Annotated in this window: 24 protein-coding genes and 2 pseudogenes; 14 read left to right on the top strand and 12 right to left on the bottom strand. The window is 65.1% G+C overall.

Annotated features, from left to right (window positions below):
• A partial coding sequence (locus JO059_RS21745) for an integrase core domain-containing protein (protein WP_293322598.1) occupies positions 1 to 424 on the top strand: 424 nt, incomplete at its 5' end.
• Positions 425 to 643: 219 nt separating this feature from the next.
• On the opposite strand, the gene JO059_RS21740 is transcribed toward JO059_RS21745, so the two are convergent.
• The gene (locus JO059_RS21740) at positions 644 to 1249 is read right to left on the bottom strand and encodes a TetR/AcrR family transcriptional regulator (RefSeq protein ID WP_293322595.1); all 606 of its coding nucleotides are present in this window, start codon (positions 1247 to 1249) and stop codon (positions 644 to 646) included.
• Between the two features lie 117 nt (positions 1250 to 1366).
• Here JO059_RS21740 and JO059_RS21735 point away from each other — a divergent pair, with 117 nt between their 5' ends.
• Both JO059_RS21735 and JO059_RS21730 read left to right on the top strand, forming a co-directional pair.
• Positions 1367 to 3004 (top strand): MFS transporter, encoded by a 1638-nt coding sequence (locus JO059_RS21735; RefSeq protein ID WP_293322593.1) that lies wholly within the window; start codon positions 1367 to 1369, stop codon positions 3002 to 3004.
• A gap of 46 nt (positions 3005 to 3050) precedes the next feature.
• A complete protein-coding gene (locus JO059_RS21730) occupies positions 3051 to 3449 on the top strand; it encodes a hypothetical protein (RefSeq protein ID WP_293322590.1) in 399 nt (132 codons plus the stop codon).
• A 198-nt stretch (positions 3450 to 3647) separates the two neighbouring features.
• On the opposite strand, the pseudogene JO059_RS21725 reads toward JO059_RS21730, so the two are convergent.
• From JO059_RS21725 to JO059_RS21700, 6 genes and pseudogenes are all read right to left on the bottom strand, one after another.
• Positions 3648 to 4146: pseudogene (locus JO059_RS21725) on the bottom strand (integrase core domain-containing protein); the annotation flags it as partial.
• A 15-nt stretch (positions 4147 to 4161) separates the two neighbouring features.
• Positions 4162 to 5349 carry a glycosyltransferase gene (locus tag JO059_RS21720; protein ID WP_293322588.1) on the bottom strand — a complete coding sequence of 396 codons (1188 nt, stop codon included), beginning with the start codon at positions 5347 to 5349 and terminating at the stop codon, positions 4162 to 4164.
• Entirely contained in the window at positions 5346 to 6503 is a 1158-nt protein-coding gene (locus JO059_RS21715) for a glycosyltransferase (protein WP_293322585.1), read from the bottom strand. Before JO059_RS21715 ends, JO059_RS21720 begins: the two co-directional genes overlap by 4 nt.
• A 16-nt stretch (positions 6504 to 6519) precedes the next feature.
• Positions 6520 to 7068 (bottom strand): thioredoxin family protein, encoded by a 549-nt coding sequence (locus JO059_RS21710; RefSeq protein WP_293322583.1) that lies wholly within the window; start codon positions 7066 to 7068, stop codon positions 6520 to 6522.
• A 39-nt stretch (positions 7069 to 7107) separates the two neighbouring features.
• Positions 7108 to 7758 (bottom strand): DUF1345 domain-containing protein, encoded by a 651-nt coding sequence (locus JO059_RS21705; protein ID WP_293322581.1) that lies wholly within the window; start codon positions 7756 to 7758, stop codon positions 7108 to 7110.
• A gap of 120 nt (positions 7759 to 7878) precedes the next feature.
• Positions 7879 to 8541 carry a cutinase family protein gene (locus JO059_RS21700; RefSeq protein WP_293322579.1) on the bottom strand — a complete coding sequence of 221 codons (663 nt, stop codon included), beginning with the start codon at positions 8539 to 8541 and terminating at the stop codon, positions 7879 to 7881.
• 254 nt (positions 8542 to 8795) lie between these two features.
• Between JO059_RS21700 and JO059_RS21695 the strand changes: the two genes are divergently transcribed.
• From JO059_RS21695 to JO059_RS21685, 3 genes are all read left to right on the top strand, one after another.
• Complete coding sequence (locus tag JO059_RS21695; RefSeq protein ID WP_293322578.1) at positions 8796 to 10436, top strand: PecA family PE domain-processing aspartic protease; 1641 nt, start codon at positions 8796 to 8798, stop codon at positions 10434 to 10436.
• Positions 10437 to 10534: 98 nt separating this feature from the next.
• On the top strand, positions 10535 to 11449 hold the full coding sequence (locus tag JO059_RS21690; RefSeq protein WP_366516248.1) for a DMT family transporter: 915 nt from the start codon (positions 10535 to 10537) through the stop codon (positions 11447 to 11449).
• A 187-nt stretch (positions 11450 to 11636) separates the two neighbouring features.
• A complete protein-coding gene (locus tag JO059_RS21685; RefSeq protein WP_293322576.1) occupies positions 11637 to 13139 on the top strand; it encodes an FAD-dependent monooxygenase in 1503 nt (500 codons plus the stop codon).
• On the opposite strand, the gene JO059_RS21680 is transcribed toward JO059_RS21685, so the two are convergent.
• Positions 13136 to 13306, bottom strand: a complete 171-nt coding sequence (locus JO059_RS21680; RefSeq protein ID WP_293322575.1) for a hypothetical protein — start codon at positions 13304 to 13306, stop codon at positions 13136 to 13138. The genes JO059_RS21685 and JO059_RS21680 overlap by 4 nt on opposite strands.
• A gap of 179 nt (positions 13307 to 13485) precedes the next feature.
• Here JO059_RS21680 and zwf point away from each other — a divergent pair, with 179 nt between their 5' ends.
• Positions 13486 to 14985 carry a glucose-6-phosphate dehydrogenase gene (gene zwf, locus JO059_RS21675; protein ID WP_293322574.1) on the top strand — a complete coding sequence of 500 codons (1500 nt, stop codon included), beginning with the start codon at positions 13486 to 13488 and terminating at the stop codon, positions 14983 to 14985.
• Here the strand turns inward: zwf and JO059_RS21670 are convergent.
• The gene (locus JO059_RS21670; RefSeq protein ID WP_293322573.1) at positions 14982 to 16223 is read right to left on the bottom strand and encodes a hypothetical protein; all 1242 of its coding nucleotides are present in this window, start codon (positions 16221 to 16223) and stop codon (positions 14982 to 14984) included. The genes zwf and JO059_RS21670 overlap by 4 nt on opposite strands.
• Positions 16224 to 16366: 143 nt before the next feature.
• On the opposite strand from JO059_RS21670, the gene JO059_RS21665 reads away from it, so the two are divergent.
• Positions 16367 to 17602, top strand: a complete 1236-nt coding sequence (locus JO059_RS21665; protein WP_293322572.1) for an osmoprotectant NAGGN system M42 family peptidase — start codon at positions 16367 to 16369, stop codon at positions 17600 to 17602.
• Between the two features lie 117 nt (positions 17603 to 17719).
• Here the strand turns inward: JO059_RS21665 and JO059_RS21660 are convergent, their stop codons facing one another.
• Entirely contained in the window at positions 17720 to 18247 is a 528-nt protein-coding gene (locus JO059_RS21660) for an ATPase (RefSeq protein WP_293322571.1), read from the bottom strand.
• On the bottom strand, positions 18244 to 18963 hold the full coding sequence (locus JO059_RS21655; protein WP_293322570.1) for a DUF899 family protein: 720 nt from the start codon (positions 18961 to 18963) through the stop codon (positions 18244 to 18246). The genes JO059_RS21660 and JO059_RS21655 overlap by 4 nt, the downstream gene beginning before the upstream one ends.
• Positions 18964 to 19173: 210 nt before the next feature.
• On the opposite strand from JO059_RS21655, the gene JO059_RS21650 reads away from it, so the two are divergent.
• From JO059_RS21650 to JO059_RS21625, 6 genes are all read left to right on the top strand, one after another.
• Positions 19174 to 19494 (top strand): hypothetical protein, encoded by a 321-nt coding sequence (locus JO059_RS21650; protein ID WP_293322569.1) that lies wholly within the window; start codon positions 19174 to 19176, stop codon positions 19492 to 19494.
• Positions 19495 to 19498: 4 nt separating this feature from the next.
• Positions 19499 to 19729: a DUF167 domain-containing protein gene (locus tag JO059_RS21645; protein WP_293322568.1), complete on the top strand. Its 231-nt coding sequence runs from the start codon at positions 19499 to 19501 to the stop codon at positions 19727 to 19729.
• 15 nt (positions 19730 to 19744) lie between these two features.
• On the top strand, positions 19745 to 20113 hold the full coding sequence (locus JO059_RS21640) for a VOC family protein (RefSeq protein ID WP_293322567.1): 369 nt from the start codon (positions 19745 to 19747) through the stop codon (positions 20111 to 20113).
• 77 nt (positions 20114 to 20190) lie between these two features.
• Positions 20191 to 21651 carry an FAD-binding oxidoreductase gene (locus JO059_RS21635; RefSeq protein WP_293322600.1) on the top strand — a complete coding sequence of 487 codons (1461 nt, stop codon included), beginning with the start codon at positions 20191 to 20193 and terminating at the stop codon, positions 21649 to 21651.
• 170 nt (positions 21652 to 21821) lie between these two features.
• Positions 21822 to 22055 (top strand): hypothetical protein, encoded by a 234-nt coding sequence (locus tag JO059_RS21630; RefSeq protein WP_293322566.1) that lies wholly within the window; start codon positions 21822 to 21824, stop codon positions 22053 to 22055.
• Positions 22045 to 22356 carry a type II toxin-antitoxin system PemK/MazF family toxin gene (locus JO059_RS21625; protein ID WP_293322565.1) on the top strand — a complete coding sequence of 104 codons (312 nt, stop codon included), beginning with the start codon at positions 22045 to 22047 and terminating at the stop codon, positions 22354 to 22356. Before JO059_RS21630 ends, JO059_RS21625 begins: the two co-directional genes overlap by 11 nt.
• A gap of 84 nt (positions 22357 to 22440) precedes the next feature.
• Here JO059_RS21625 and JO059_RS21620 read toward each other — a convergent pair.
• Positions 22441 to 22649 (bottom strand): annotated as a pseudogene (locus JO059_RS21620) (cytochrome P450); the annotation flags it as partial.

Raw genomic sequence — 22649 nt, 5'->3', positions numbered from 1 at the left:
AAAGATGATCGTCGCGCGAACGTTTTCCACGACGGCAGACACCGCCTTGGTCAATAATGCCGTGAACATGGCTGCGCGGACTCGAAACCGTTATGGCGCAACGACATTGCATGCCGATCACGGATCGCAGTTCACCTCATGGAGCTTCGGGGAGAACGTGCGACGTTGGGGACTGCTCGCCTCCTTCGGCACCGTCGGAGACTGCTACGACAATGCCGCCATGGAGTCCTTCTGGGCCCGCATGCAGGTTGAGCTGCTCAATACCCGCCGCTGGGCGACCACCATGGAATTGGTCGGCGCGATGGCCGACTACATCGACAATTTCTACAACGTTGAACGCCGTCACAGCTATCTCGGCAACATCAGTCCGGCAGAATATGAGACGCTCTGGACATCCACCAATTTCGCCTCCCAACTCGCATGACAACGGCTCCAACTGACGGGGACAGATCAACGGCGAATGAGAGCCGTTGAAATGAGTACGGCGCTAGTCTACGGGCCGGACAGACAACTGGTCCCGATCGCTCCGGCGGCAACTTGGGCGTCTCATTTCTACAGAAATCAGAGCAGTCCGATCCTGTCGCAACGCATGGAGTGCATCTTCTGCGCGGCAAACCGTAGGTCAGTACGCCGAAATTGAGCTTTAGGGCGCGGGCTTGATAACCCCTCCGATGAGCAGTTCGAGCAGGCTGAGGTAGGTGGCGTTGGGGTCAGGCGTGACGACCAAGCCTTTAATCTCCAACAGGACCGCGCCATGTACTGCTGCCCAGATTTGCTGTGCAATCTCGACGGGATCCTTTGCAGGCGCCGAGATCTGCAGCAATACATTGCGTACGTGCCCAACCAGCTCATTAAATGCCGCGTCCCCGGATTCGTTGGACCGCAGAGCATCCGGACCGATCCCCATCGAGTCTTCAAACATCGCTAGATAGAGGTGGGGGTTGGCGAGCGCGAACTCCCGGTAGCCGATACCCGCCGCGCCCAATCGCGTAATTGCATCACTTCCGTCCACATCGGTAACGGCTTGCCTCAGCCGCTCAAACCCTTGGGTCCGCAGCGCCTGGGCCAGTCCTTCTTTGCCCCCGAACCTGCTGTAGACGCCCATCGGCGCCACCTTGGCCTCGGCAGCCACGGCCCGTATGGTCACGGCTTTTGGGCCGTCTCTTTTCAGCACTTGCTCGGCGGCGCCGAGCAGCACTTTTTCCACCTTCACGCTCGGTGTCCGGGTGCGTGCCGGGTGAGCGGTCACCGCTACAGAATCCTTCCCTGCGCTTCGGAGGTTGATGCCGTCGGTTTATTGGCGTCCCAACCAGGGTACGACACACTGACCTACAGTTATAGAACATTGTTACATAAGGAGGAGATCATGGCCGCGGACCTTCAAATTCGCCACGGACCGCAACGGTGGTGGATCCTGGCCGTACTGTGCCTGAGCGCGTTATTGGTCACGATCGATAACACGATCGTCAATGTCGCCCTGCCGACGTTGAGTCGTGCCCTTGGAACGTCTACAACCGGGCTGCAATGGGTGGTCGACGCTTACACCTTGTTGTTTTCCGGTTTGCTGCTGGCGGGCGGGGGGCTCGGCGACCGCCTGGGGCGCAAGAAGGTGTTGCAGTGGGGCCTAGTGCTATTCATCTTGGCGTGTCTTGGTGCTGCAGCCTCAGGCACCACCGACCAGTTGATTGCGGCGCGAGCTGCAATGGGGGTCGCTGCGGCGCTGATCTATCCGGCGACGCTCGCGCTCTTGACGGCTGTGTTTACCGATCGTCACGAAAAAGCCGCCGCCGTCGGAATCTGGTCGGGCGTCTCCGGGCTCGCTGTCGCATTAGGTCCAGTCGCCGGCGGCGTCGTGTTGCGGCATTATTCGTGGAATTCCATCTTTTTGGTCAACATTCCTGTCGCCGCTTTGGCGCTTGTTGCAGGCCTACGCCTGTTGCCCGAGACTCGGGATCCCTCTCCTGGTCGTTTCGATGTCGTTGGCGCGGTCATGTCGGTAGCGGCAATAGGGCTACTCGTCTGGACGATTATCGAAGCACCAACTCGCGGCTGGGGTACGCGGGTGACGGTGCTCGGCTTCCTTGGAACCACCGTGTTGCTGGGCGCATTCATCTGGTGGGAAGCGCAGCGACCCAACCCGCTGCTGGACATCGCCTTGTTCGGCAACCGGCGGTTCTCGGCAGCAAGTGCTGCCATCGCCATGGCATTCTTTGGTCTGTTTGGTTTCATCTTCCTTATCACCCAGTTCTTCCAAGCAGTCCGCGGCTACGACACCCTCCGCGCCGGTATCGCTACCTTGCCGTTTGCCCTCGTCGTCGCGTCGATGTCGCCGGCGGCGATTGTCCTCATGAAATCGTTGGGCACCAAAATCGTTGTGGTGGTGGGCTTAGTGCTTATGAGCGGTGGGTTTGTTGTGGCCGCGCTGACTACCGCGGCCGCCGCATATTGGGGACCGATCGTCGGTTCGATGGTCGCGATCGCAGCCGGTTTGGCCCTCACTACCAGTCCTGCCACCGATGCCATCATGGGTGCATTATCAACCGACAAAGCGGGCGCCGGCTCGGCAGTCAACGACACCACCCGTGAAGTCGGCGGCGCCCTGGGCGTCGCGGTGATCGGCTCGATCATGAACTCGGTTTATCGCGCTCACCTCGCCGATGACTGGTCTCATCTCGGCCTTCCGGCCCCAGTCATCACCGAGGCCAAGCAGTCTGTCATGGCAGGCTTTTCGATCGCCACGAAACTTCCGAACGCCTCCGCCGCCCAGCACATCGCCAGTGACGCTTTCATGGGAGGCATGCACGCTGGATCCTTCGCTGCCGCCGCTGTCACCGCCGTGACAGCGGTCGCCGCTCTCGCCTTCTTACCAGGGCGAGAACATGCCCAAGGCTTGAGGCTGTCCAAAAGCTCTGACACTCAGGCATTGCCATTCGCCGCTACTGAAGCGTCGCCGACAGCCAAGAGCGGCGGAGCGCCTAGCGTGCGGTACTGCGCCGGACGTTAGCGATCAGCTCAACCCCGCGTCTCACCACACCGTTAGGAGTGAACCGATGCCTACCATTCCCTGGACCACACCCAAGCTGCTGGCGAATCCACCCGCCAGTAGCGATGTAGTTGTGATGGCCTCCCGGTTCGAGCTGCGCTCGTTCCGCGACGTCCCGCAATTTTTACTAGCCGCCATGCGAATTCGTCGACAGATGCTCAATTCACCTGGTGTGCTGGGGCTTTCGTTGATCGCTAAGCCACTGCACAAGTCCTTCTTTACCCTTTCGGCCTGGCAGGACCGGGAAGCGCTCGATGCCTCGGTTCCGCGCCAGCCGCACGCCCCAACGATGGTGCACTTCCACCCCAAAATGGCTGGATCCCGGTTCGTGTTTTGGACGGTACCTCGCTCCGAACTTCCGATTAAGTGGCCGGACGCCCTCAGGCGGCTTGACTCCACAGAATGAAGTCGGCCGCTGGCGCTCATCACCAACCCACGGAGCGGCCCATGAAAGCCGCCGCGGAAGGATCTGCGTTGACAAGTACACAGCGTTCGTCTCATATCTAGAGATACAAGACGCCCACCACGTGACCTGTTCTACTCGCGCCAGCGCAGGTTGCGGTGTCTTGCTTCTTGTCTCGCGGGGATTTCTCGACACCTGCGTTCACCCGGTACTGTCACAGATCGTTGAGCGGTGGATGCAGCTGACGGCGTAGCGGGCTGGGGGTTGATAACCCAGGGCGGAATGCCGACGGTGGTGATTGTAACCGTGCTTCCAGTCGCTGATGACCACGCGGGCCTGGGCCGTGACCAGAAGCTGTTGATGTTCAAACATTCGTCGCGGATCCGGGCGTTGAAGGATTCGACGTAGCCGTTGCGCCAGGGCTCGCCGGGCGGGATGAAGTGCAACCCGACGTGACCGTCTGCCCAGTCGGCTACTGCGTGACAGGCTAATTCAGGCCCGTTGTCACATCGCAGGATGGTCGGGTACGTGCCGCGTTCAGTGGCCACGCGGTCCAGTTCATTGATGAGGTGTCCACCGGTGATGCTGCACTCGACCATGCCGCCGAGGCATTCGCGGGTGTGCTCGTCGATTATTGACGCAATCTTGATAGATCGCCCATCGGTGGCGACTGAAAGTCGACCGCCCAGACGCGGTTGGGTAGAACCCGCGGACGCTAACCGCCCGTAAGAACCATCTCTTCGAGCAGGTCGGCCACGCCCGCTGCGCTGTCGGCGGGTTTCGACATTTGTGCCGCAACTTCGCCCGCTCGAACCCGGCATTCGGGAGTCAGGACCGAACACAGATCGGCGACCAGCGAGTCCAGGGTGCTGGCCGAAAAGGCACGCCCAGAGCCGACTTTCAACCGCTCGATTCCGGCGGCCCACACCGGCTGGTCAAGCCAGAACCAGAGGATCAACGCCGGGATTCCGGCCCGCAGAGCCGCGGCCGTGGTGCCTGCGCCGCCATGATGGACGGCCGCGCGACACGCCGGGAAGATCGCCGCGTGATTCACCGACCCCACGACCTTCACGTTGTCGAGATTCGGCATCTGGGTGAAGTCGTTGGGGCCCGCGCAAATCAGCGCGCGCTCACCCAACCGCGCACAGGCCGCGCTGATCACGGCGGCCGTCTCGGCAGGCGAGGGTATCGGCGTGCTTCCGAAGCCGAAGTAGATCGGCGGGTTCCCGTCGGCGATCCATGACAAGACCTCGTCGTCGGAGTCGGTCGCCAACTCGAGCGTCAACGCGCCGACGAACGGGCGGCGGCCACCCGGATCGACCCAGTCGGCCGGCGGGCCCGGCAGGCAGAGCGCGTCGTATGCCTGGATCTCGAGCGGCTCTGCCGCTGCCGATCCGGGTGCCTCGGACAGCCCGAGCGCGTGGCGTTGGGCGTCGTCGGTCTGCTTGGTGACCACGGGGACCATCGACTGAGACGACAAGATCCGGGTTGGGAAAGGCTGTAGCGCGGCCATCGGAATGCGTTGGTACTCTGCCATATTGGCGACCAGACCCTGTTCGTTGAACCCGGCCAGCAGCAGGTCGGCTCCTCGGGCCACCGCCTTCAGCGTCGCGGTCTTGTCCGCCTTCACCTGGGTGACGTGCTCGACGACCTTGGTGAGCATGGTGACCTCGCCGTGCATCTTCGTCGTGAGATCGCGGAACAGCTCCGAGGCGGGGTTCATCTCCTCGCGCGAATCCGGCCCATAGGCGACCGCGGTGAGCCCCGCAGCCTCTACAAAGCCAAGCATGTTCGACGGGGCGGCCACGAGCACGTCATGGCCCCGGCGGAGCAGCTCGCGTCCGGCGGCGATCCCGGGCTCGACATCGCCGCGGCTTCCGTGGCAGACAACCACAACTTTCATCGTTGCCATCCGCCATGGCGCGCGGTGTGTTCCAGGAGATCCGCCGCGCGCGAGGCGCTTTCCTCGGCCGTGGTCATCTGCGCGGCGACTTCACGGGCCCGAGCGAGGCATTCGGGTTCCAGGACGCATCGCAAGTCCGCAACCAATGAGTCCAGGGTGCTGTCCGAAAAGGCGCGTCCGCGACCCATTTTCAGCCGCTCCACCGCCGAAGCCCAGATTGGTTGGTCTTCGATCCCGAACCAAAGGACCAATGTGGCTTTCCCGGCGCGCATACCGGCGGCCGTCGTGCCGGCCCCGCCTTGGTGGACGACCGCGCGACAAGCCGGGAAGACCGCGCCATGGTTGACCGCGTCGACCACCTCGACGTTGTCGAACCAGGGGATGTTCGCGAAATCGCTTGCACCGGAGCAAACCAGCGCCCGCTCACCCAATTGAGCGCAGGCCGCGCTGATAACGGCAACCGTCTCGCCCGGGGAAGGGAGCCGCACGTTGCTGCCGAACCCGAAGTAAATGGGCGGCGGTCCGGCAGCAATCCAGGACAGCACCTCCGCGTCGGTGTCGGTCGGCAACTCCAGCGTGAGCGCACCCACGAAGGGCCGCGAAAGGGCCTGCTCCGCCCATTCGGCAACTACCCCGGGAAACAAGAACTCGTCGTAGGCCTGGATCTCCAACCGCTCGGATGCTTCGGCCGCCTCGGGCAGGCCCAATGCACGACGTTGCGCGTTTTCGGCGTCCGTTGTTATGCGCCCTATCTCGCCACCGGGCCGCGACTCGCCACCGGGGAAGAAGTGCAGTGTGGCCGCCGGAATGCCGTGGTACTCAGCGATATTGGCGGCCAGCCCCTGCGCGACCTGACCCGTGAACAGCAGATCGGCCCCGGCTGCCAACTCCATCAGCGTCGTGTCCCATTCCGCCCAGGCTCGGGTGACATTGCGCACCACGTCGCGAACGGCGCCGGCGAGATTCCCCGCTCCCTGCCAGGACATGCGCGGCCCGAAGGGGACCGCACCCAGGCCGGCGGACTCCACGAAGGCAAGCATGTCGGGAGACACCGCCAGGCGCACGTCATGGCCTCGGCGCAGCAATTCCCGTGCGACGACCGCGAAAGGCTCGACGTCGCCGCGACTTCCGTAGGCGGCCAGCGCGAATTTCATCGGGTGCGAGCTGTGCTCAGCGCCACTTGATCCCGCAGCCAATCGACGGCCGCTGGTTGGGATCGACCGGCCGCCCGGCCAGCACTGCGTCGACGGCCGCCCGGACATCGGCGGCCGTCACCGGTAGGTCGTTGCCCGGACGAGAATCGTCGAGCTGGCCGCGGTAGACGAGCCGACGCTGCCCGTCGAAGACGAAGGTGTCAGGGGTGCAGGCCGCCGAGAAGGCGCGTGCGACGTCCTGGCTCTCGTCGTAGAGGTACGGGAACGTCCAGCCGTGACTGCGGGCCTCGGCCACCATCTGCTCGGGCCCGTCCTGGGGATAAGTGACGACATCATTACTCGAGATGCCGACCATCGCGACGCCCTGTGCGGCGAGGTCGCGGCCCAGTGCGGCGAGCCCGGCGGCGACATGCTTGACGTATGGGCAGTGATTGCAGACGAAGGTGACGACGAGGGCGGGGCCGGTGAGGTCGTCGAGGCTGACGGTGGCTCCAGTCGCTGGCTCGGGCAGCGAAAACGCCGGCGCGGGGGTGCCAAGGGCAAGCATGGTGGACTCGATGGCCATCGTGCCAGCCTAACTGCAACGCCGGGCGGCCACCCGGCGCTACAGCTTGGATCCCAACCCCGCGATCAGATTGACGGTGACCGCCACAACGACCGCGCCGAGCAGGTAGGACAGCAGCGCATGGCGCAACACCGTCGCCCTGATGGACGTCAGCCCGATCTCGGTGTCGGACACCTGGAAGGTCATGCCGACGGTGAAGGCGACATACGCGAAGTCCCGAAACCGTGGCGGCTCCGGATCGTGGAAGTTGATGCCACCCGGTTCGTCCGAGTAGTACAGCCGGGCGTAATGCACGGTGAACAGCGTGTGGACCGCGAACCAGGATGCCCCGACCGTCAGGATTCCGAGCAGGGCCGCCACGAGAGCCGGGGCGCCGGAGCGGGAACCGGCGGCCACCACGTAGCCGATGCCGACCAGGCTAGCGAGGCTCGCCGACACGACGACGGTGTCGGCGACCCACCGAGTGGGGTCCTCGCGGGTCACGTACGCGCGGGTTTGGTCGGCGTCCATTCCACCCAGGAGTAGCCGCGTCCACACCACGTACATGCCGGCGGTGACCACCCAGCCGATGAGCGCAAACCGCCAGCCGGCGGTATTCCCCACGGCAAGGGCGGCGGCGACTCCGATCACCACGGCAATCAGGATGCGAACGGCGACGGTGTCACGGGACAGGGTATTGAGGGATTTCACAATCCAGACTTAAGCATCCGAGCAGGCGTCCGACGTGCCCGACTGTGCGATGGGCATTTCGGTGAGCTCGCAGGGGGGAATTCGCGGAATTCCATCGCGTGTGGCATCCCCGGGTGGCACCTAGGTGTTTGGAGAAGCCTGACCGAGCCGGCTCGCTGCGAACGTCGCCGCCTGGTTCGTCATCCCGGACTGAATGTAGGAAACATGCGCCATGATGTTGCCGCCCGGCGAGCAGATCGGATCGTCGGGCGTGCACAAGCTGATGGTCTTTGCCACATACAGCGGGCTGATGGTCGGCAGCGGCTGACCGCCCCACAACATGCTCGAGAACCCGCTGGACGGCTCGCCGAAGAGCGCGACGGCGGCGACATGGTCGGCCACCGGCGCGGGCATCGCGTTGGTGGCCAAGTCGATCACGGTCGAGCCCTGCGAGTACCCGCCGAGCACAAGTTTGGTGTTCGGACAGCTGGCGACCGTGTCCTGAATGTGCGCACTCGCGTCGTCGGACCCGGCCGTCGCGCTGTTGTGGTAGTCGTCGTTCGCCGGGTAGTTGACCGCGTAAACCGCGACGGACCGCCCGCCCAGCTTGGAGGTGAGGGCGTTGACGAAAGCCTGGCCGACGTCCCCGATGCCCGGGTCCTGGTGGGTGCCACGTGCGAATACCACCGCAACGCTGGAGCAGGGATCGGCGGCGGCGCCGGGACTGACCAGCGGCGCGTTCAGCAAGGCCCACGCCGCCACGGTCGAGACACCCAGGATGCGAACAAGTCCGCGTGCATTCATATCCAAATGCTGACATACAGCCGGCGACGGCGTCCCGTGCGGTGTGGACCGGCCGCCGCGGACATCGCTCGGTCACCTCGTCCGCCAGATGTCCGGGTTGAGTCCGTTCGGTGAATTCCAAGACTTCGGGGCCACCCGTTTCGTAGAGTGTGGCGTACCTGCCCCGTGACGCGCCCGACCGTCTGAGCTGCGGCGTGCGGTGCTCGTTCCTGGTCAGCAGTTCCTGTTGCGTCGATGGGAAGGACACCTGGGGGATGAGTTTTCTGGTGTATCCACCTGAGATCAATTCGTCGTTGATCCATTCGGGTGCGGGCTCCGGTCCGATGCTGGCCGCTGCGGCGTCGTGGGATGGGTTGGCCACCGAGCTGAGTTCGGCCGCGCAGTCGTTCTCCTCGGTCACCTCAGGGTTGGCCGGCGAGGCCTGGCAGGGGGCGGCCTCGGCGGCGATGATGCAGACGGCATCGCAATACGCGGGGTTTTTGACGGCCGCGGCCTCCCAGGCGCAAACGGCTGCAGCACAAGCCCAAACGGTCGCGGGTGTCTTCGAATCCGCCGTGGCCGCCACGGTGCACCCCGCGTTGGTATCCGCCAACCGCAATCAGCTGGTGCGGCTGGTGGTCTCGAACCTTTTCGGGCAGAACGCGCCCGCGATCGCCGCCGCGGAGGCCGACTACGAGGCGATGTGGGCCCAAGATGTGGCCGCGATGGTTGGTTACCACGGCGGGGTTTCCGCAGCGGCGGCCCAATTGTCCACCTGGACAGCGGCGTTACCGAACCTCGCGGCCCAGATGCCCGCGGCGATCAGCAGCCAGGCGGGCTCGCCGCTGAGCTCGGCGTCCTCCCTGGTGAACTCAGTGACCTCGGCGACCGGCAACCCCCTCGGGGGCCTGCTTGGATCGAACTCCTCGTTGAGCGGCAACTTCGGACACCTGGCGGGGGCTCCCCAACGCTTGGCCGTCGACCTGATCAACCTACCCGGCTCTCTGCTGTTCGGGCAGGACCTAATTCCCACCGGGCCGCAGGCGGTCGGCGGCCTCGGCGGCTCGATTAGCGGCGGGAACGCGACGGCTCCGCTGAGAATCGTCGGCGGCACAGAGCCGATCGTGAACGCCTCAGTTGGCACCGGGTCTGCCGTGCCGCTGTTGGTCGACACCGGATCGACCGGCCTGGTCATCCCATTCACGGACATCGGGGGCATAGTCGGGCTGCTGCAGCTTGGCGCCCCCCACGGGTTTGGAATCGGCGGTTACAGCGGGGGACTGAACTACCTGTACGCCAGGTATGACGCACCCGTGAACTTCGGCGGCGGACTCGTTACGGGGTCGACCCCGATCAACGTCGAGCTCCTCGCGTGGCCTTCCTCCGTGCAGTCGCTGCTGAACAACGGACCCACCTTCCAGTCCTTCTTCGCCACCGATGGTGCGGCCGGGGTGTTAGGCGTCGGACCGAACGCCGGCGGCCCCGGCCACAGCATCCCGCTGCAGGCGCTGCCGTCGCCGTACAACCAGGGCCTGCTCATCAACGAGGCCACGTCCTCGCCGTATCTGCAGTTCGGTCCCAACCCGTTCGCTCCCGTCACCTCGCTCAACGGATCGCCCGTCACCGGCCTGCAGGTGCAGGTCGGCAACGGGCCTCCGCAAACCGTGAACTCGATCATCGATTCCGGTGGCGTGAGTGGAACCGTCCCCTCGTCGGTGCTCGGCAACGCGCCGACCGGCACACTGGTTACCGTTTCAGCCAACGGTGTTCCGCTGTACTCGTACACCGTGGGCTCGCCGAACGCGCCGACGACGATCTCGAGTGGGTTGATGAACACCGGCGCTGCGCCCTACCTTGTGCGACCGATTTACATCAGCTTCAGCCCTAACGGTGTGGGGACGACAGTTTTTGACTGACTGACGCGCAGGCTAACCTTTGCCGTAACGGGTTTCGTTGCGGTTGAACGCCGGGTATCCGCCCCGCCATGGGCATGGGGTGGGTCACAGGACATGCAGTGGCGATCTTCTCGGCGCTGCTCGCCGCCTTTTGGGCGGCGGTGGGCATCGTCGTTCGCCAGCGGGTTGCCCAGAGCGTTCCGGCCGACAAGTCGATGTCGGCGACCATGGCGGCGAGCATGGCTCGCGACCCGCTGTGGTGGGCGGGCACCCTCGCCGCCGTCGGGGGTTACGTGTTCCAGGCCGTGGCACTGGCGCACGGATCCCTGCTGCTGGTCCAGCCGTTGATCGTCTCGTCGCTGCTGTTCGCCTTGCCGCTCAGTGCGAGGCTCTGCCACCACCACGTCCGCTTGGCCGAGTGGGGCTGGGCGATGTTGCTGACGGCCGCGCTGGCCGTCTTCGTGCTGTTCGGCCAGCCCCGCGAGGGCCACAACCGCCCGCCTGTGCCGGCGTGGACCCTGGCATTGATCATTACCGTGCCGCTGGTGATTGCCTGCGTCGTCGCCGCGCACCGCGCCGTCGGTCGCCCGCGGGCCATGCTGCTGGCGGTGGCGGTGGCCGTCATGCTCGGCATGGTTGCCGTGTTAACGAAGATCTGCACGCATCGCTTCGCCGTCGGCGGCTGGCATGCGCTGCTGACCGTGCCTGCTCCGTATGTGCTGGTGGCGCTGGCGGCAGCGCTCACCGTGGTGCAACAGGCGGCGTTTCACGCCGGTGCTTTGCAGGCGTCCGTGCCGATCATGTTGGTCGGGGAACCGATCGTCGCGGTGCTTCTCGGCGTCGTCGTACTGGGGGAGCATCTGTCGGTGCGCGGTTCCGCGGCCGCGGTCCTTGTCGTCGCCGTTGTGGCGATGGTGGCGGCCACCGTCGCGCTGGCACGCGATCAGGCTTCCGCCGTGGACGATTCGGCGCTCGCGTCGTCCCCCGAATGCTCGACGCCGACCGCCGCAGTGCCCGCCAGCAGTCGTACGTAAGTCCTGGTTCGAGCTTGTTCGACGGCCGGGTCGCATCTGACTTCGGTGTTTAGCCGTCGAATAAGGGACGGATGCCTGTTCCGTCCCATTCTCAATCTATAGCGCACCCGGGGGCTTGCCGCAAGACCCGGGTCATAGCGCAAAATCGTTGACCCAAGCCACGTTTCAGCGAGCCGGGGGTTACACAGTGCATGTTGAACCGATATTCGACCATGCGGTGGTCATTGTTGGGGGAGGACCGACAGGGTTGATGCTGGCGGGCGAGTTGGCCTTGGCTGCAGTCGACGTCGCGATCGTTGAGCGACGTGCCACACAGGACCTGGTTGGAGCGCGTGCCGGCGGTCTGCACTCGCGCACCATCGAGATCCTCGACCAGCGCGGTATCGCCGAGCGATTTCTTTCCCAGGGCGAGGTGGCGCAGCTCGTGGGCTTCTCTCAGATTCGGTTGGACATCAGCGACTTTCCCACGCGGCACCCCTACGGGCTGGTGCTGTGGCAAAGCCACATCGAACGCATACTGGCGGACTGGGTCGCCGAGTTGGCCGTACCCAGCTATCGCGGACGAGACGTCGTGACGGTCGCTCGAGGTGATGCCGGCGTCGGCGTCGAGCTGTCCGGCGGCGAGTTCCTGAGGGCGCAGTATGTCGTCGGCTGCGACGGGGGTCGCAGCGTGGTCCGTAAAGCGGCGGGCATCGGGTTTTCCGGGTGGGACCCGACGACGAGCTACCTGATCGCCGAGGTCGAACGCGGCTCACATGCGGGCCCGCAGCCTAAGTGGGGCATTCGCCACGATGCCCTCGGCGTCCATGCGCTCAGCATGCCCGGGGATGGGGGACCGATGCGCGTCATGGTGACCGAGCGGCATCTCGGAACCACCGACCAACCGACCCTACGCGATCTCAGCGAGGCCCTCATCGACGTCTACGGAACCGATTACGGAATCCGCACTGCGACATGGATTTCCAGATTCACCGACGCGGCACGTCAGGCCGACGCCTATCGCGTCGGGCGCGTCGTGCTGGCCGGCGACGCCGCGCATGTGCACCACCCGGTGGGCGGACAGGGCCTCAACACCGGTATGCAGGATGCGGTGAATCTTGGATGGAAGCTGGCTCGGGTGGTCACTCGAACATCGTCCGACGACCTCCTCGACACCTACCACGCCGAACGGCATCCGGTCGCGGCGCGCGTGCTGCGCAACGCCATGGCGCAAATGGCGCTTCTGCACCGCCCCGACGAGCGCACCAAGGCTCTGCGAGATACCTTTACCGAACTCTTGAGCATGGACCAACCGCGCAAGCGGTTCGGCGCGATGATGTCCGGTCTTGATATTCAGTACGACTTGGGCGAGGGCCACCCGCTGCTCGGACGCCGCATGCCCGATCTCGACGTGGTCACCAACGACGGCCCGCTGCGGGTGTTCACCCTGCTACACGACGCTCGGCCGGTGTTGCTCAACCTTGGTGATCCCGGCGACTTCGACACCGCGGCGGGCGACCAGCGCGTGCTACTGGTGGACGCGAAATATGTTGGCGCCTGGGAACTTCCGGCGATCGGTACGATCACCGCTCCCGGCGCAGTGCTGATCCGGCCCGACGGACACGTCGCGTGGGTGGGCGACCGATCCCAGCTCGGCCTCTCCGACGCGCTTTCCACCTGGTTCGGACCGCCCGACAACGAGACCTGCTAGTCAGGAGGCTCGGTCTCGGACCCGCGGGTGTCGGCGCGTTCTCGCTCACTGGCGTTTCCGGCAACGCCTTGCGCTGCCCGCTCGCCGGCAACTTTGGCATCGAGCTGGTCGACGATGCTCTCCAACTCTTGAGCACGGGTCTCCGGGTCTTTGTCCGGTGTTGTCATATCGCTTCCGTTTGGTTTGGTGTCGTCGCGCAGACTGGTCGGGTGGTGCTGGTCGTTGTCTCATACCCCGTTGTGCGGCTCATAACCGGGGAGCGGCGCGAGTGAACATCTGATTTTCACCAGCTCGATGCGGTGCCCGGGGGCTGCGCATGCGGCCCGACGATGGAAGTATCGCGAGAGTGGCCACCAACAAACCGCAGACGATCGCCTACCCGTCACCAGAATCACGCCCGCGCCGCCACGATGATCGACCGCTGGATCCCCACGTCATCGTCCTGTTCGGCGCTACCGGGGATTTGGCCAAGCGCAAGCTGATCCCGGGCCTGGCCTACTTGGATCAGTCCGAGCTGGCGCCCGATATCCAAATCGTCGCCACATCGTTGGAAGACTTCGGCGACGACGAGTTCCGCGAACTGGCCAAGGCAGCAATCGACTCGTTCGGCGCCCACAAGCTCACGCCCGAGCAGTGGGCCAACTTCGAAAAGATCATCCGGTACGTCCCGCAGAGCGCCGGGCCCAAAGCGCTTGCCGATGCGGTCGCTGAAGCCGAAGCCGATCTGGGGTCGAACGTGCGGCGACTGCATTACCTGTCGGTCCCACCGAAAGCGGCGCGCGCCGTCATCACCACGCTGCGCGACGCCAATCTCGTCGAGCGCTCTCGGGTGGTCATGGAGAAGCCTTTTGGCACAGATTTGGCCAGCGCGGTGTCGCTCAACGACTTCCTGCACGAAACCTTCGAGGAATCGCAGATTTTCCGCATCGACCATTTCCTGGGCAAGGAGGCCGCCCAGAACATTTTGGCGTTCCGCTTCGCCAACGGATTGTTCGAGCCGATCTGGAACCGCAATTTCATCGACCACATCCAAATCGACATCCCCGAGGCCCTGGGTCTGGATCAGCGGGCCAATTTCTACGAGAGCACGGGCGCCTACAAGGACATGGTCGTGACCCACCTGTTCCAGGTGATGGCGTTCGTCGTCATGGAACCGCCGACAGCCCTCGAGCCGTATGCCATCAGCGAAGAGAAGAACAAGGTGTTCCGCTCGATGCTGCCGATCAACCCTGCGCACGTGGTCCGCGGCCAGTACAACGGCTACCGCGACGAGGAGGGTGTGGCGAAGGATTCCGACACCGAGACGTTCATCGCGCTCAAGGTCGGCATCGACAACTGGCGCTGGGCCGGTGTGCCGATTTACCTGCGCACGGGCAAGAAGATGGCCGAAGGTATCCGCATCATCTCGATAGCGTTCAAAGAGGCTCCACGAACGATGTTCCCCCCGGGCTCGGGGGTGGGGACCCAGGGTCCCGACCACCTCACCTTCGACCTCGCCGACAATTCGAAGGTGTCGCTGTCGTTCTACGGGAAGCGGCCGGGTCCCGGCATGAAACTGGACAAGCTGTCCATGCAGTTTTCCTCCCAAGAAATCGACACCGTCGTCGACGTGCTGGAGGCCTACGAACGGCTCATCCTCGATGCGATGCGTGGCGATCACACCTTGTTCACCACCGCCGAGGGCATCGAATCGTTGTGGGAGCGTTCGCAGGAACTGCTCGACGACCCGCCGCCGGCCAAGATGTACCAACCGGGTACGTGGGGCCCCAACGCCATTCATCAGTTGATCGCGCCCAACGCGTGGCGGCTGCCGTTCGAGCGGGAGTGGCGCGAGAAGTCGCGCTAACCCGTCGACTCCGTCTCCCGCGCCGGCTGGCTGAGCCAGTGGTGCAACTTCGCGTAGATGTCGGCGTGATTGAGCAGGTCGAAGTGATGCAGGCCGGTCAGCGTCAGCCCGTGGTCCTGCTCGAACGGAATGCGTCGGCGCTTTCCTGCGCCCGACGCGCTGTGGGGACGTACCAGGTGGTCGCCGAGGAAGGCGCCGACCGCCCCCGGCCCCGCGGTAGTGGCCACGAAGTGGTAGACGGCGCCGGGCAGGAACGGCACCTCGTGGCAGCGGTCCCGTAGGAACTCGTCGGGGTCGCAGTCGCGCCAGTCCTCGTCGAGCAGCGCGCCGTACCGCAAGTCCTTGGTGCCCGAGCTGCGGGCATTGAGAAACGCCGACACGCCACGAGTTTCGGGTAGCCGCGCCAGCGCCCAGGAGGCGGCATTGACGCCCTTTTCCAGGTCGGCGCCCAGGTGGGGGGAACCCAGACAGACGACGTGTCGGACGGCGTCGGGCCAACCGTGCTGGTGTTCCGTGCCGTAGTGGCAGGCGCTGCGCGACACCAGTCCGCCCATCGAATGACCGACCAGCGCGATCTCCTCGACCGGGACCGGCCACAGCGTTCGCAGCTGATCGAGCAGTGCGGCCATGGCTTTGCCGTTCTCGGAGATGTGCAGGCCCGTGTTGTAGCGCAGATACACCGGGGTGAAGCCCAGGTCGTCGCGTAGGCGCGCTCCGTAGGGAAGCTTCTCGTTGCCGTCCCGCGGCCGCCGCCACCAGGACTGCTCCGTCATGCACCAACCATGGACGAACACCACGATCCGGCCGGTGGCCTCCGGGAACGCCGACGCGATGGCGGCGGCGTTCATTTCGACGGGCTTGCCGTGCCGTCGTACCCGCATGCTCAGCGCCAAGCTGTTGCCGCGGTGGGTCATCTCGTCGCCATAGATGCCGTTGAGTGCGGCCAGGAAGCCGGCGGCGGTGGGATGCGATTGGATCGTGTCGTCGGCGTCGTTGCCGCGGGCCCGAGCGGCCAGTTCGCCGGCGCCGCGCAATGCGGTTCCCAGCCCGCGGTCGACGGCGCAGTAGGTCGCCCCGGCGATCGCGTTGTGGACGACCTCCACCGGTTTGGACGCCGGGCCGATAGAGCCGAAGACGCGCCGGGCGATGCCGCTGTGAGTGTCGCGGACCAACGTCGTCAGAACATGGGTGCCCTCACCTGCGAGGTCGGCGAGTGACCGGATTTCCTCTGGCTGCACGAGTTGCTCCTCTCTACTTCGCCCTAGGCTTCCCATTTTGCCCAAGCTCTTAGCAGTCGGGCACCCGGGAGCCTTAGCCCGTCGGCAACGCCGAGTAGGCGGTAGGTTGAACGCGGTTCCGGACGACATCGAGAGGAGGGACCGTGGGCCAAACCGCGGCCATGTCCGATGCTGACCGCGCGTGGATGGTCGACACGCTGCTCGCACTGCTGCAGACTCCCAGTCCGGCCGGGCGCACGGACGCGGTGATGCAGCTGATTGGCGACATCTTCGATGACTTCGGCGTGCCGTTTTCGCTGACCCGCCGGGGAGCGCTGACCGCCGAACTCCCGGGTGAATCGACCGCCATCGACAGAGCACTGGTGGTGCACGCCGACACCATCGGGTGCATGGTGCGTAACCTGAAGGCCAATGGCCGTCTCGAGCTGATTCCGGTCGGGACGTTCTCGGCCCGTTTCGCCACGGGTGCCCGGGTGCGGATTTTCTCCGACGACCCCGACGAGTTCCTCACCGGCACGGTGTTGCCGCTCAAGGCCAGTGGCCATACGTTCGGCGACGAGATCGATACCCAACCCACGGACTGGAACCACGTCGAGGTGCGCGTCGACCGCAAGGTGTCCACGCGCGAAGACCTGGTTCGTCTCGGAGTGAACATCGGCGACTTCGTCGCGCTGATCGCCAGTCCTGAACTCACCGCCGACGGCTTCATCGTGTCGCGTCACCTCGACGGCAAGGCCGGCGTCGCGATCGCACTGGCACTGGCCAAGAACGTCTCCGAGCAGAAGGTGGTGTTGCCGCACCGGACGATGATCATGGTCACCATCACCGAAGAGGTCGGACACGGTGCCAGCCATGGCCTGCCCGCGGATGTCGCCGAACTGATCTCGGTGGACAACGCGGTTTGCGCGCCGGGTCAGCATTCCATCGAGGACGGCGTGACCATCCCCATGGCCGATCTGCACGGCCCTTTCGACTACCACCTCACCCGGAAGCTGTGCCGGCTCGCCGAAGAGTGCGGTATTCCTTTCGTGCGGGACGTTTTTCGCTACTACCGCTCCGACGCCGCCGCCGCGATCGAGGCGGGCGCGGGCACGAGGGCCGCGCTGGTCGGCTTCGGTGTCGACGGCAGCCACGGCTGGGAGCGCACCCACATGGATTCGCTCGAGGCGACGTACAGCCTGCTGCATGACTGGTTGCGGACGCCGCTGACGTTCGAGAAGTGGGACGCCAAGCCGTCGGGCAAGCTCAGTGACTTCCCCTCGTATGAGCAGCCCGCGCCCACCGAGCAGTGGGTGCCGCTCGCCCGTGGCGACCACACCGAACCACCCGACGCATCACCGGGTTCCGTTTGGCCGCCGTCCGAGGGCCCCCAAGCGTGAGGCCTAGCCTGGCGACGGCGAGCGCCGCAACGGCGCGAGCAAGGAGCCGGGCAATCTGGCCTAGCCCGGCGACGGCGAGCGCGGCAACGGCGCGAGCAAGGAGCCGGGCAATCCGGCCTACGCGTTGGCCAGGACGGATCGCTCCAGGGTTTCCAGCGACGCGGCAAGGTAGTCCTCGGCGAAGATGGGCATCTGGCCCACCTGGTCGCGGAATTCCTGGGGCGTGGCGCTCCAGTCATAGGTGAGGGTGACGTCGGTGCCGTCACCGTTCGGTGCAAGGTCGCTCGGTGCAAGGTCGTTCGGTGAAAGGTCGTTCGGTGAAAGGTCGTAGCGCCAGAACCAACCACCGGGAGTGTGGTTGCCGGCCTCGTCGAGGATGCCCGGCAGCCACCCGATCGCACGATCCTCGTCGAACACGTTGACCAGGTTGTAGGTGACATAGTCCCCACCGGCCTGCGTGAGGTACATGTTCATGGCGAAGATCTGTCCGGTACCGGTGATCGGTTCCTGATCCACCGCGTCGCGCACCCAGTCTGTGGGTTCGGTCGATTGGTGGCGCGAGGGATCGGCCAGCAACGCGAAAATCTCCTTCGGCGTCGCGGGGATGGTGCGAGTGACGACGTAACGTTCGGTGGTCGTTGTCATGCGTTGTCCCTGAGGTCGTTGGGGCCGTACGCGCGGGCGATAGCGGGGGAGTCGAGCCATCCCGAGTATGTCGGGCGCGAGGGCCAACCTTCGGGCGAATCGAGCCATTCCTCCTGGCGGCCCCACGGCAGGATGTCGATGAGTCCGAAGCTGTGGCTGAGCTGCTCGGTGCCTCGCCCGTTGGTATGCCATGTGCGGTAGACGGTGTCGCCGTCGCGCAGGAACACGTTGACCCCGAACCCGCCACCGGGTGGGGCGTCCATGTCGGCGGCGAACGAACTCTCCGATGAGGAGTACCACTCCATCCGGTTGCCGACCTTCCGCTTGTAGGCCAGGGCCTCCTCGATCGGCCCGTTGGTGACGATGACGAACCGCGCATCGTAGTTCTCGAGGAACTCGAGGCGAGTGAACTGGGACGTGAAGCCCGTGCACCCGGCGCACTGCCACTCCGCGCCGTCCGACCACATGTGGTGGTAGACGATGAGCTGCGAGCGCCCGTCGAACACCTCGACGAGGCGGACGGGCCCGTCGGCGCCGATCAGGATGTAGTCGGGCAACTCGACCATCGGCAGGCGGCGCCGCTGCGCGGCGATCGCATCCAGTTCGCGGGTCGCGGCCTTCTCGCGCTTACGCAGTTCGGCGAGTGCGGCGCGCCAGGTGGGGTAGTCGACGATCGGTGGCAGGGCCGTGGTTTGGGAGGACGTTTCTGGGGACATATCACCCAACCTTTGCTGTCGCGTCGTTTTCGTCTCCACGGTATGACTCATCGTGCGCCCGAAATTCATCGGCACCAGCCACGCGATTTCCTTGTGCGGGAGGGGGGAGCCTTGACCCTGGTGCCCAGATTTCGGTTCGATTGGATATACGGCGCCGGCCGGACCGGGACGGAACCGGCCGCGCAAGTCGAATCCATGGGGGAGGCGGCCATGAGGATGTTGGTTCGCAATCTGGTTCTCGTCGTCGCGGTGGTGTTCGCGTCGATGGCCACCGCGACGATCGCAACGCCGGCGGTAAGTTCGGCCGACTGTGACGCCGGCCAGTGGTGGGACCCGACGGGCAAAGTGTGCAGACCACTCGGCGTCGGGCCGCAACCTTTGGCGTGCGACGCGGGCCAGTGGTGGGACCCGACGGCTAACGTATGCAGGCCGCTGGGCGTCGGGCCGCAGCCGCTCGCATGCGACAACGGTTGGTGGTGGGATCCGGCCGCCAACGTGTGCCGTCCGCCGGTGATAGCGCCGGCCGGTTAATGGTGTGAACGACTCGGTCGTCGTCAAGGTCAAGCCGGGCAGCAGCAAGGGGCCCCTTGTCGAGGTCGGTCCCGACGGTGAGCTGACCATCGACGTCCGAGAACGCGCGGTCGATGGCAAGGCGAACGACGCAGCCATCCGCTTGCTGGCGGCCCACCTTCAATTGCCAAGAAGCCGAATCGAATTGGTATCCGGAACGACGTCTCGGCTCAAGCGTTTCAGGGTCAGCCGTTGAGTGAGCGGTGAATTCATGCCCCGCCTGGACTACGTGATCCACTACGTCGCGTCGCTTGAGCGCTCTGTGGCGTTCTACCGCAACGTGATCGGGCTTGCGGTGCGAATCGAGGGCGACGGCTACGTCGAATTCGAGATGGAGAACACCAAATTCGCGCTTTTCGAACGGTCGAAGCTGGCCGGGCTCATCGGTCGCGAAGGCGGCGAACCGCCGTGCGGCGAGATCGGCTTCCTGATCGACGATGTGGACGGGGAAGCGGAGCGGTTGCGTGGGCTTGGTGTAGAAATCCTCAGCGGGCCGGTGGACCGGCCTTGGCGCGAGAGGACGCTGCACATCGCCGACCCGGACGGCAACATCATCGAATTCGCGCAGAAGCTGCGGTGATTCCCGGCGAATAGTCCTGCGACACGTCATGTGGCAGCGAGGCTTTTGTCCTTCGGTGGTCGACAATGCGGGACATGATGCAATCGCGGGAACCCGAGTTTGCGCGGGAGGTCTCGCGGCAGGCGTTTCTCCGGGCCGCCGTAGGAGCGCTGGCCGCCGGCGCGCTTGTCGGCTCGGGCCGGGCCACCGCCGCTCCGAATGCCTCCGGCTGGGACGGTCTTTCGTCCGCGCTCGGCGGGAAGGTGCTGCTGCCGGATAGCGGTCCGCAATTCGTTTCTGCCAAACAGGTTTTCAATACCAACTACAACGGCTTTACGCCGGCGGCGATCGTTACGCCGACGTCGACGGCGGACGTCCAAAAGGCGATGGCATTCGCTGCTGCCCAGAACCTCAAAGTCGCTCCACGCAGTGGTGGGCATTCCTACATCGGCGCGTCGACGGCCAACGGCGCCCTGGTGTTCGACCTGCGTCAGTTGCCGGGGGGAATCAACTACGACGCGGCCACGGGGCAGGTCACGGTGACACCTGCGACCAGTTTGTATGCAATGCACCAGACGCTGGCCGGGGCGGGTCGTGGCGTCCCCACGGGGACTTGCCCGTCGGTGGGCGCCGCGGGGCACGCCCTGGGCGGGGGCCTGGGCGCTCAGTCCCGGCACGCCGGCCTGCTCTGTGACCAACTGACATCGGCATCGGTGGTGCTGCCCGGGGGTCAGGCGGTCACGGCGTCGGCCGCCAGCAACCCGGATCTGTTCTGGGCGCTGCGCGGCGGGGGTGGCGGCAACTTCGGCGTGACAACGTCGCTGACCTTCGCCACCTTCCCCATCAAGGACGTCGACGTGGTCGAGCTGCATTTCCTCCCGCAATCATTCGCTCAGGTCCTCGTCGGTTGGCAGAACTGGCTGCGCAGCGCAGACCCACGCAGTTGGGCACTCGCGGACAGCATCACCGACGCGTTCGGCACGCAGTGCCGCATTGTCGCGACCTGTCCGGTCGGGTCGGGTGGCGGCGTTGCGGCCGCCATCGTTTCCGCTGTCGGACTCCAACCGGCCGCCACCGAGAACCACACCTTCAACTACATGGACCTGGTGAGATACCTGGCAGTCGGGAACCTCAATCCCGCGCCGCTCGGGTACGTCGGCGGATCCGATGTCTTTCCCACCGTCAACGCGCCCGTCGCGCAGGCGATCGCCGCGGCGGTCAACGCCTTTCCGCGGGGGGCGGGCCGGATGTTGGCGATCATGCACGCGCTCGACGGCGCGCTCGCCGGTGTGGCACCGGATGCCACGGCCTTCCCGTGGCGTCGACAGACCGCGCTGGTGCAGTGGTACGTCGAAACATCGGGCGACCCGGCTGCGGCGACCAGCTGGCTCAACACGGCACACCAAGCGGTGCAAGCCTATTCGGTCGGCGGCTATGTGAACTACCTGGAGGCGAATCAACCCGCTTCGCGCTACTTCGGCCCTCACCTCGCTCGGCTAACCGCGGTCAGGCAGAAGTATGACCCCGGACGGATCATGTTCTCGGGGCTGAACTTTTGATGCCCCCAGGATGGCGGTGCGGAAGACCACTCGAAGCGCTGACTGCAGCGGTGGATAGCCTCGACCAACGCGGAGAATTGTGACTGCCCCCCGTCGGGGCTGCCGCTCTTCTCCGAACCGTTCCTGATGCTGATCAGTGACTGTCTTACAAACCGTCATACACTGTCGTTATGGCTGACACGATTACCTTCCGGCCGGACGAAGACACATTGAAGGCGCTGGAGGTTTTGACCAATGACGGCACGGCTGTGTCCGCAGCCATTCGATCTGCTCTCATCGATGCCGGACGACGCAAGGCTGGCGCAGCGATTCGCGCCGAGGCGGAGAGGATCGCCAAAGACGGGTCCGATCGCGCTGAGGCGATGCAGGTGCTGCGCGATATGGAGACGCTGCGTGCGTGGTGAGGTCTTTCGGTTGCATGCCCCGAGGGGAAGCCGCGGTCACGAACAGTCCGGTTCCCGCTACGCTGTCGTCGTCCAATCAGGTCAACTGCCTCTGTCGACCTGCCTGGTTGCCCCAACATCGACGTCGGCTCGTGCCGCCAGCTTTCGTCCCGAGGTCGAAATCGCCGGCACGAGCACTCGGCTGCTTGCCGAGCAGGCCGCGGCGATCGACCCCGGCCGGCTCGGCAAGAGCGTCGGCTTTCTCACCTTCGACGAGATGCGCCGCGTTGACGCGGCACTACGGATCGTCCTCGATATCTGAACGCTGCGCCGTCACAGCGAGCGAAAACACTAGGGGTGCACGGCAATTCATCCGACGAAAGTGGCAAGGCCCCCGCGGTCTGATTTAATGCCAGCGCAGCGGCAAACTCGACAGCCGGACCGCCTCCTCGAGGATAACCGGCGGCACTGACTCAGTATCTAACCCGAACGCGGGGATAGTGCGTAACCATTCGCTGACCAACACAGTCAACGCTGTTTTCGCCAGACTGACGGCCACACAGCGGTGCGGGCCCCCGCCGAACGCCCAGTAGTCCGCCCGCGACCCGTGGCCGT

The sequence above is a fragment of the Mycobacterium sp. genome, from assembly GCF_019247615.1.
Classification (GTDB): domain Bacteria; phylum Actinomycetota; class Actinomycetes; order Mycobacteriales; family Mycobacteriaceae; genus Mycobacterium.
This window is presented reverse-complemented; position numbering and strand designations above follow the sequence as displayed.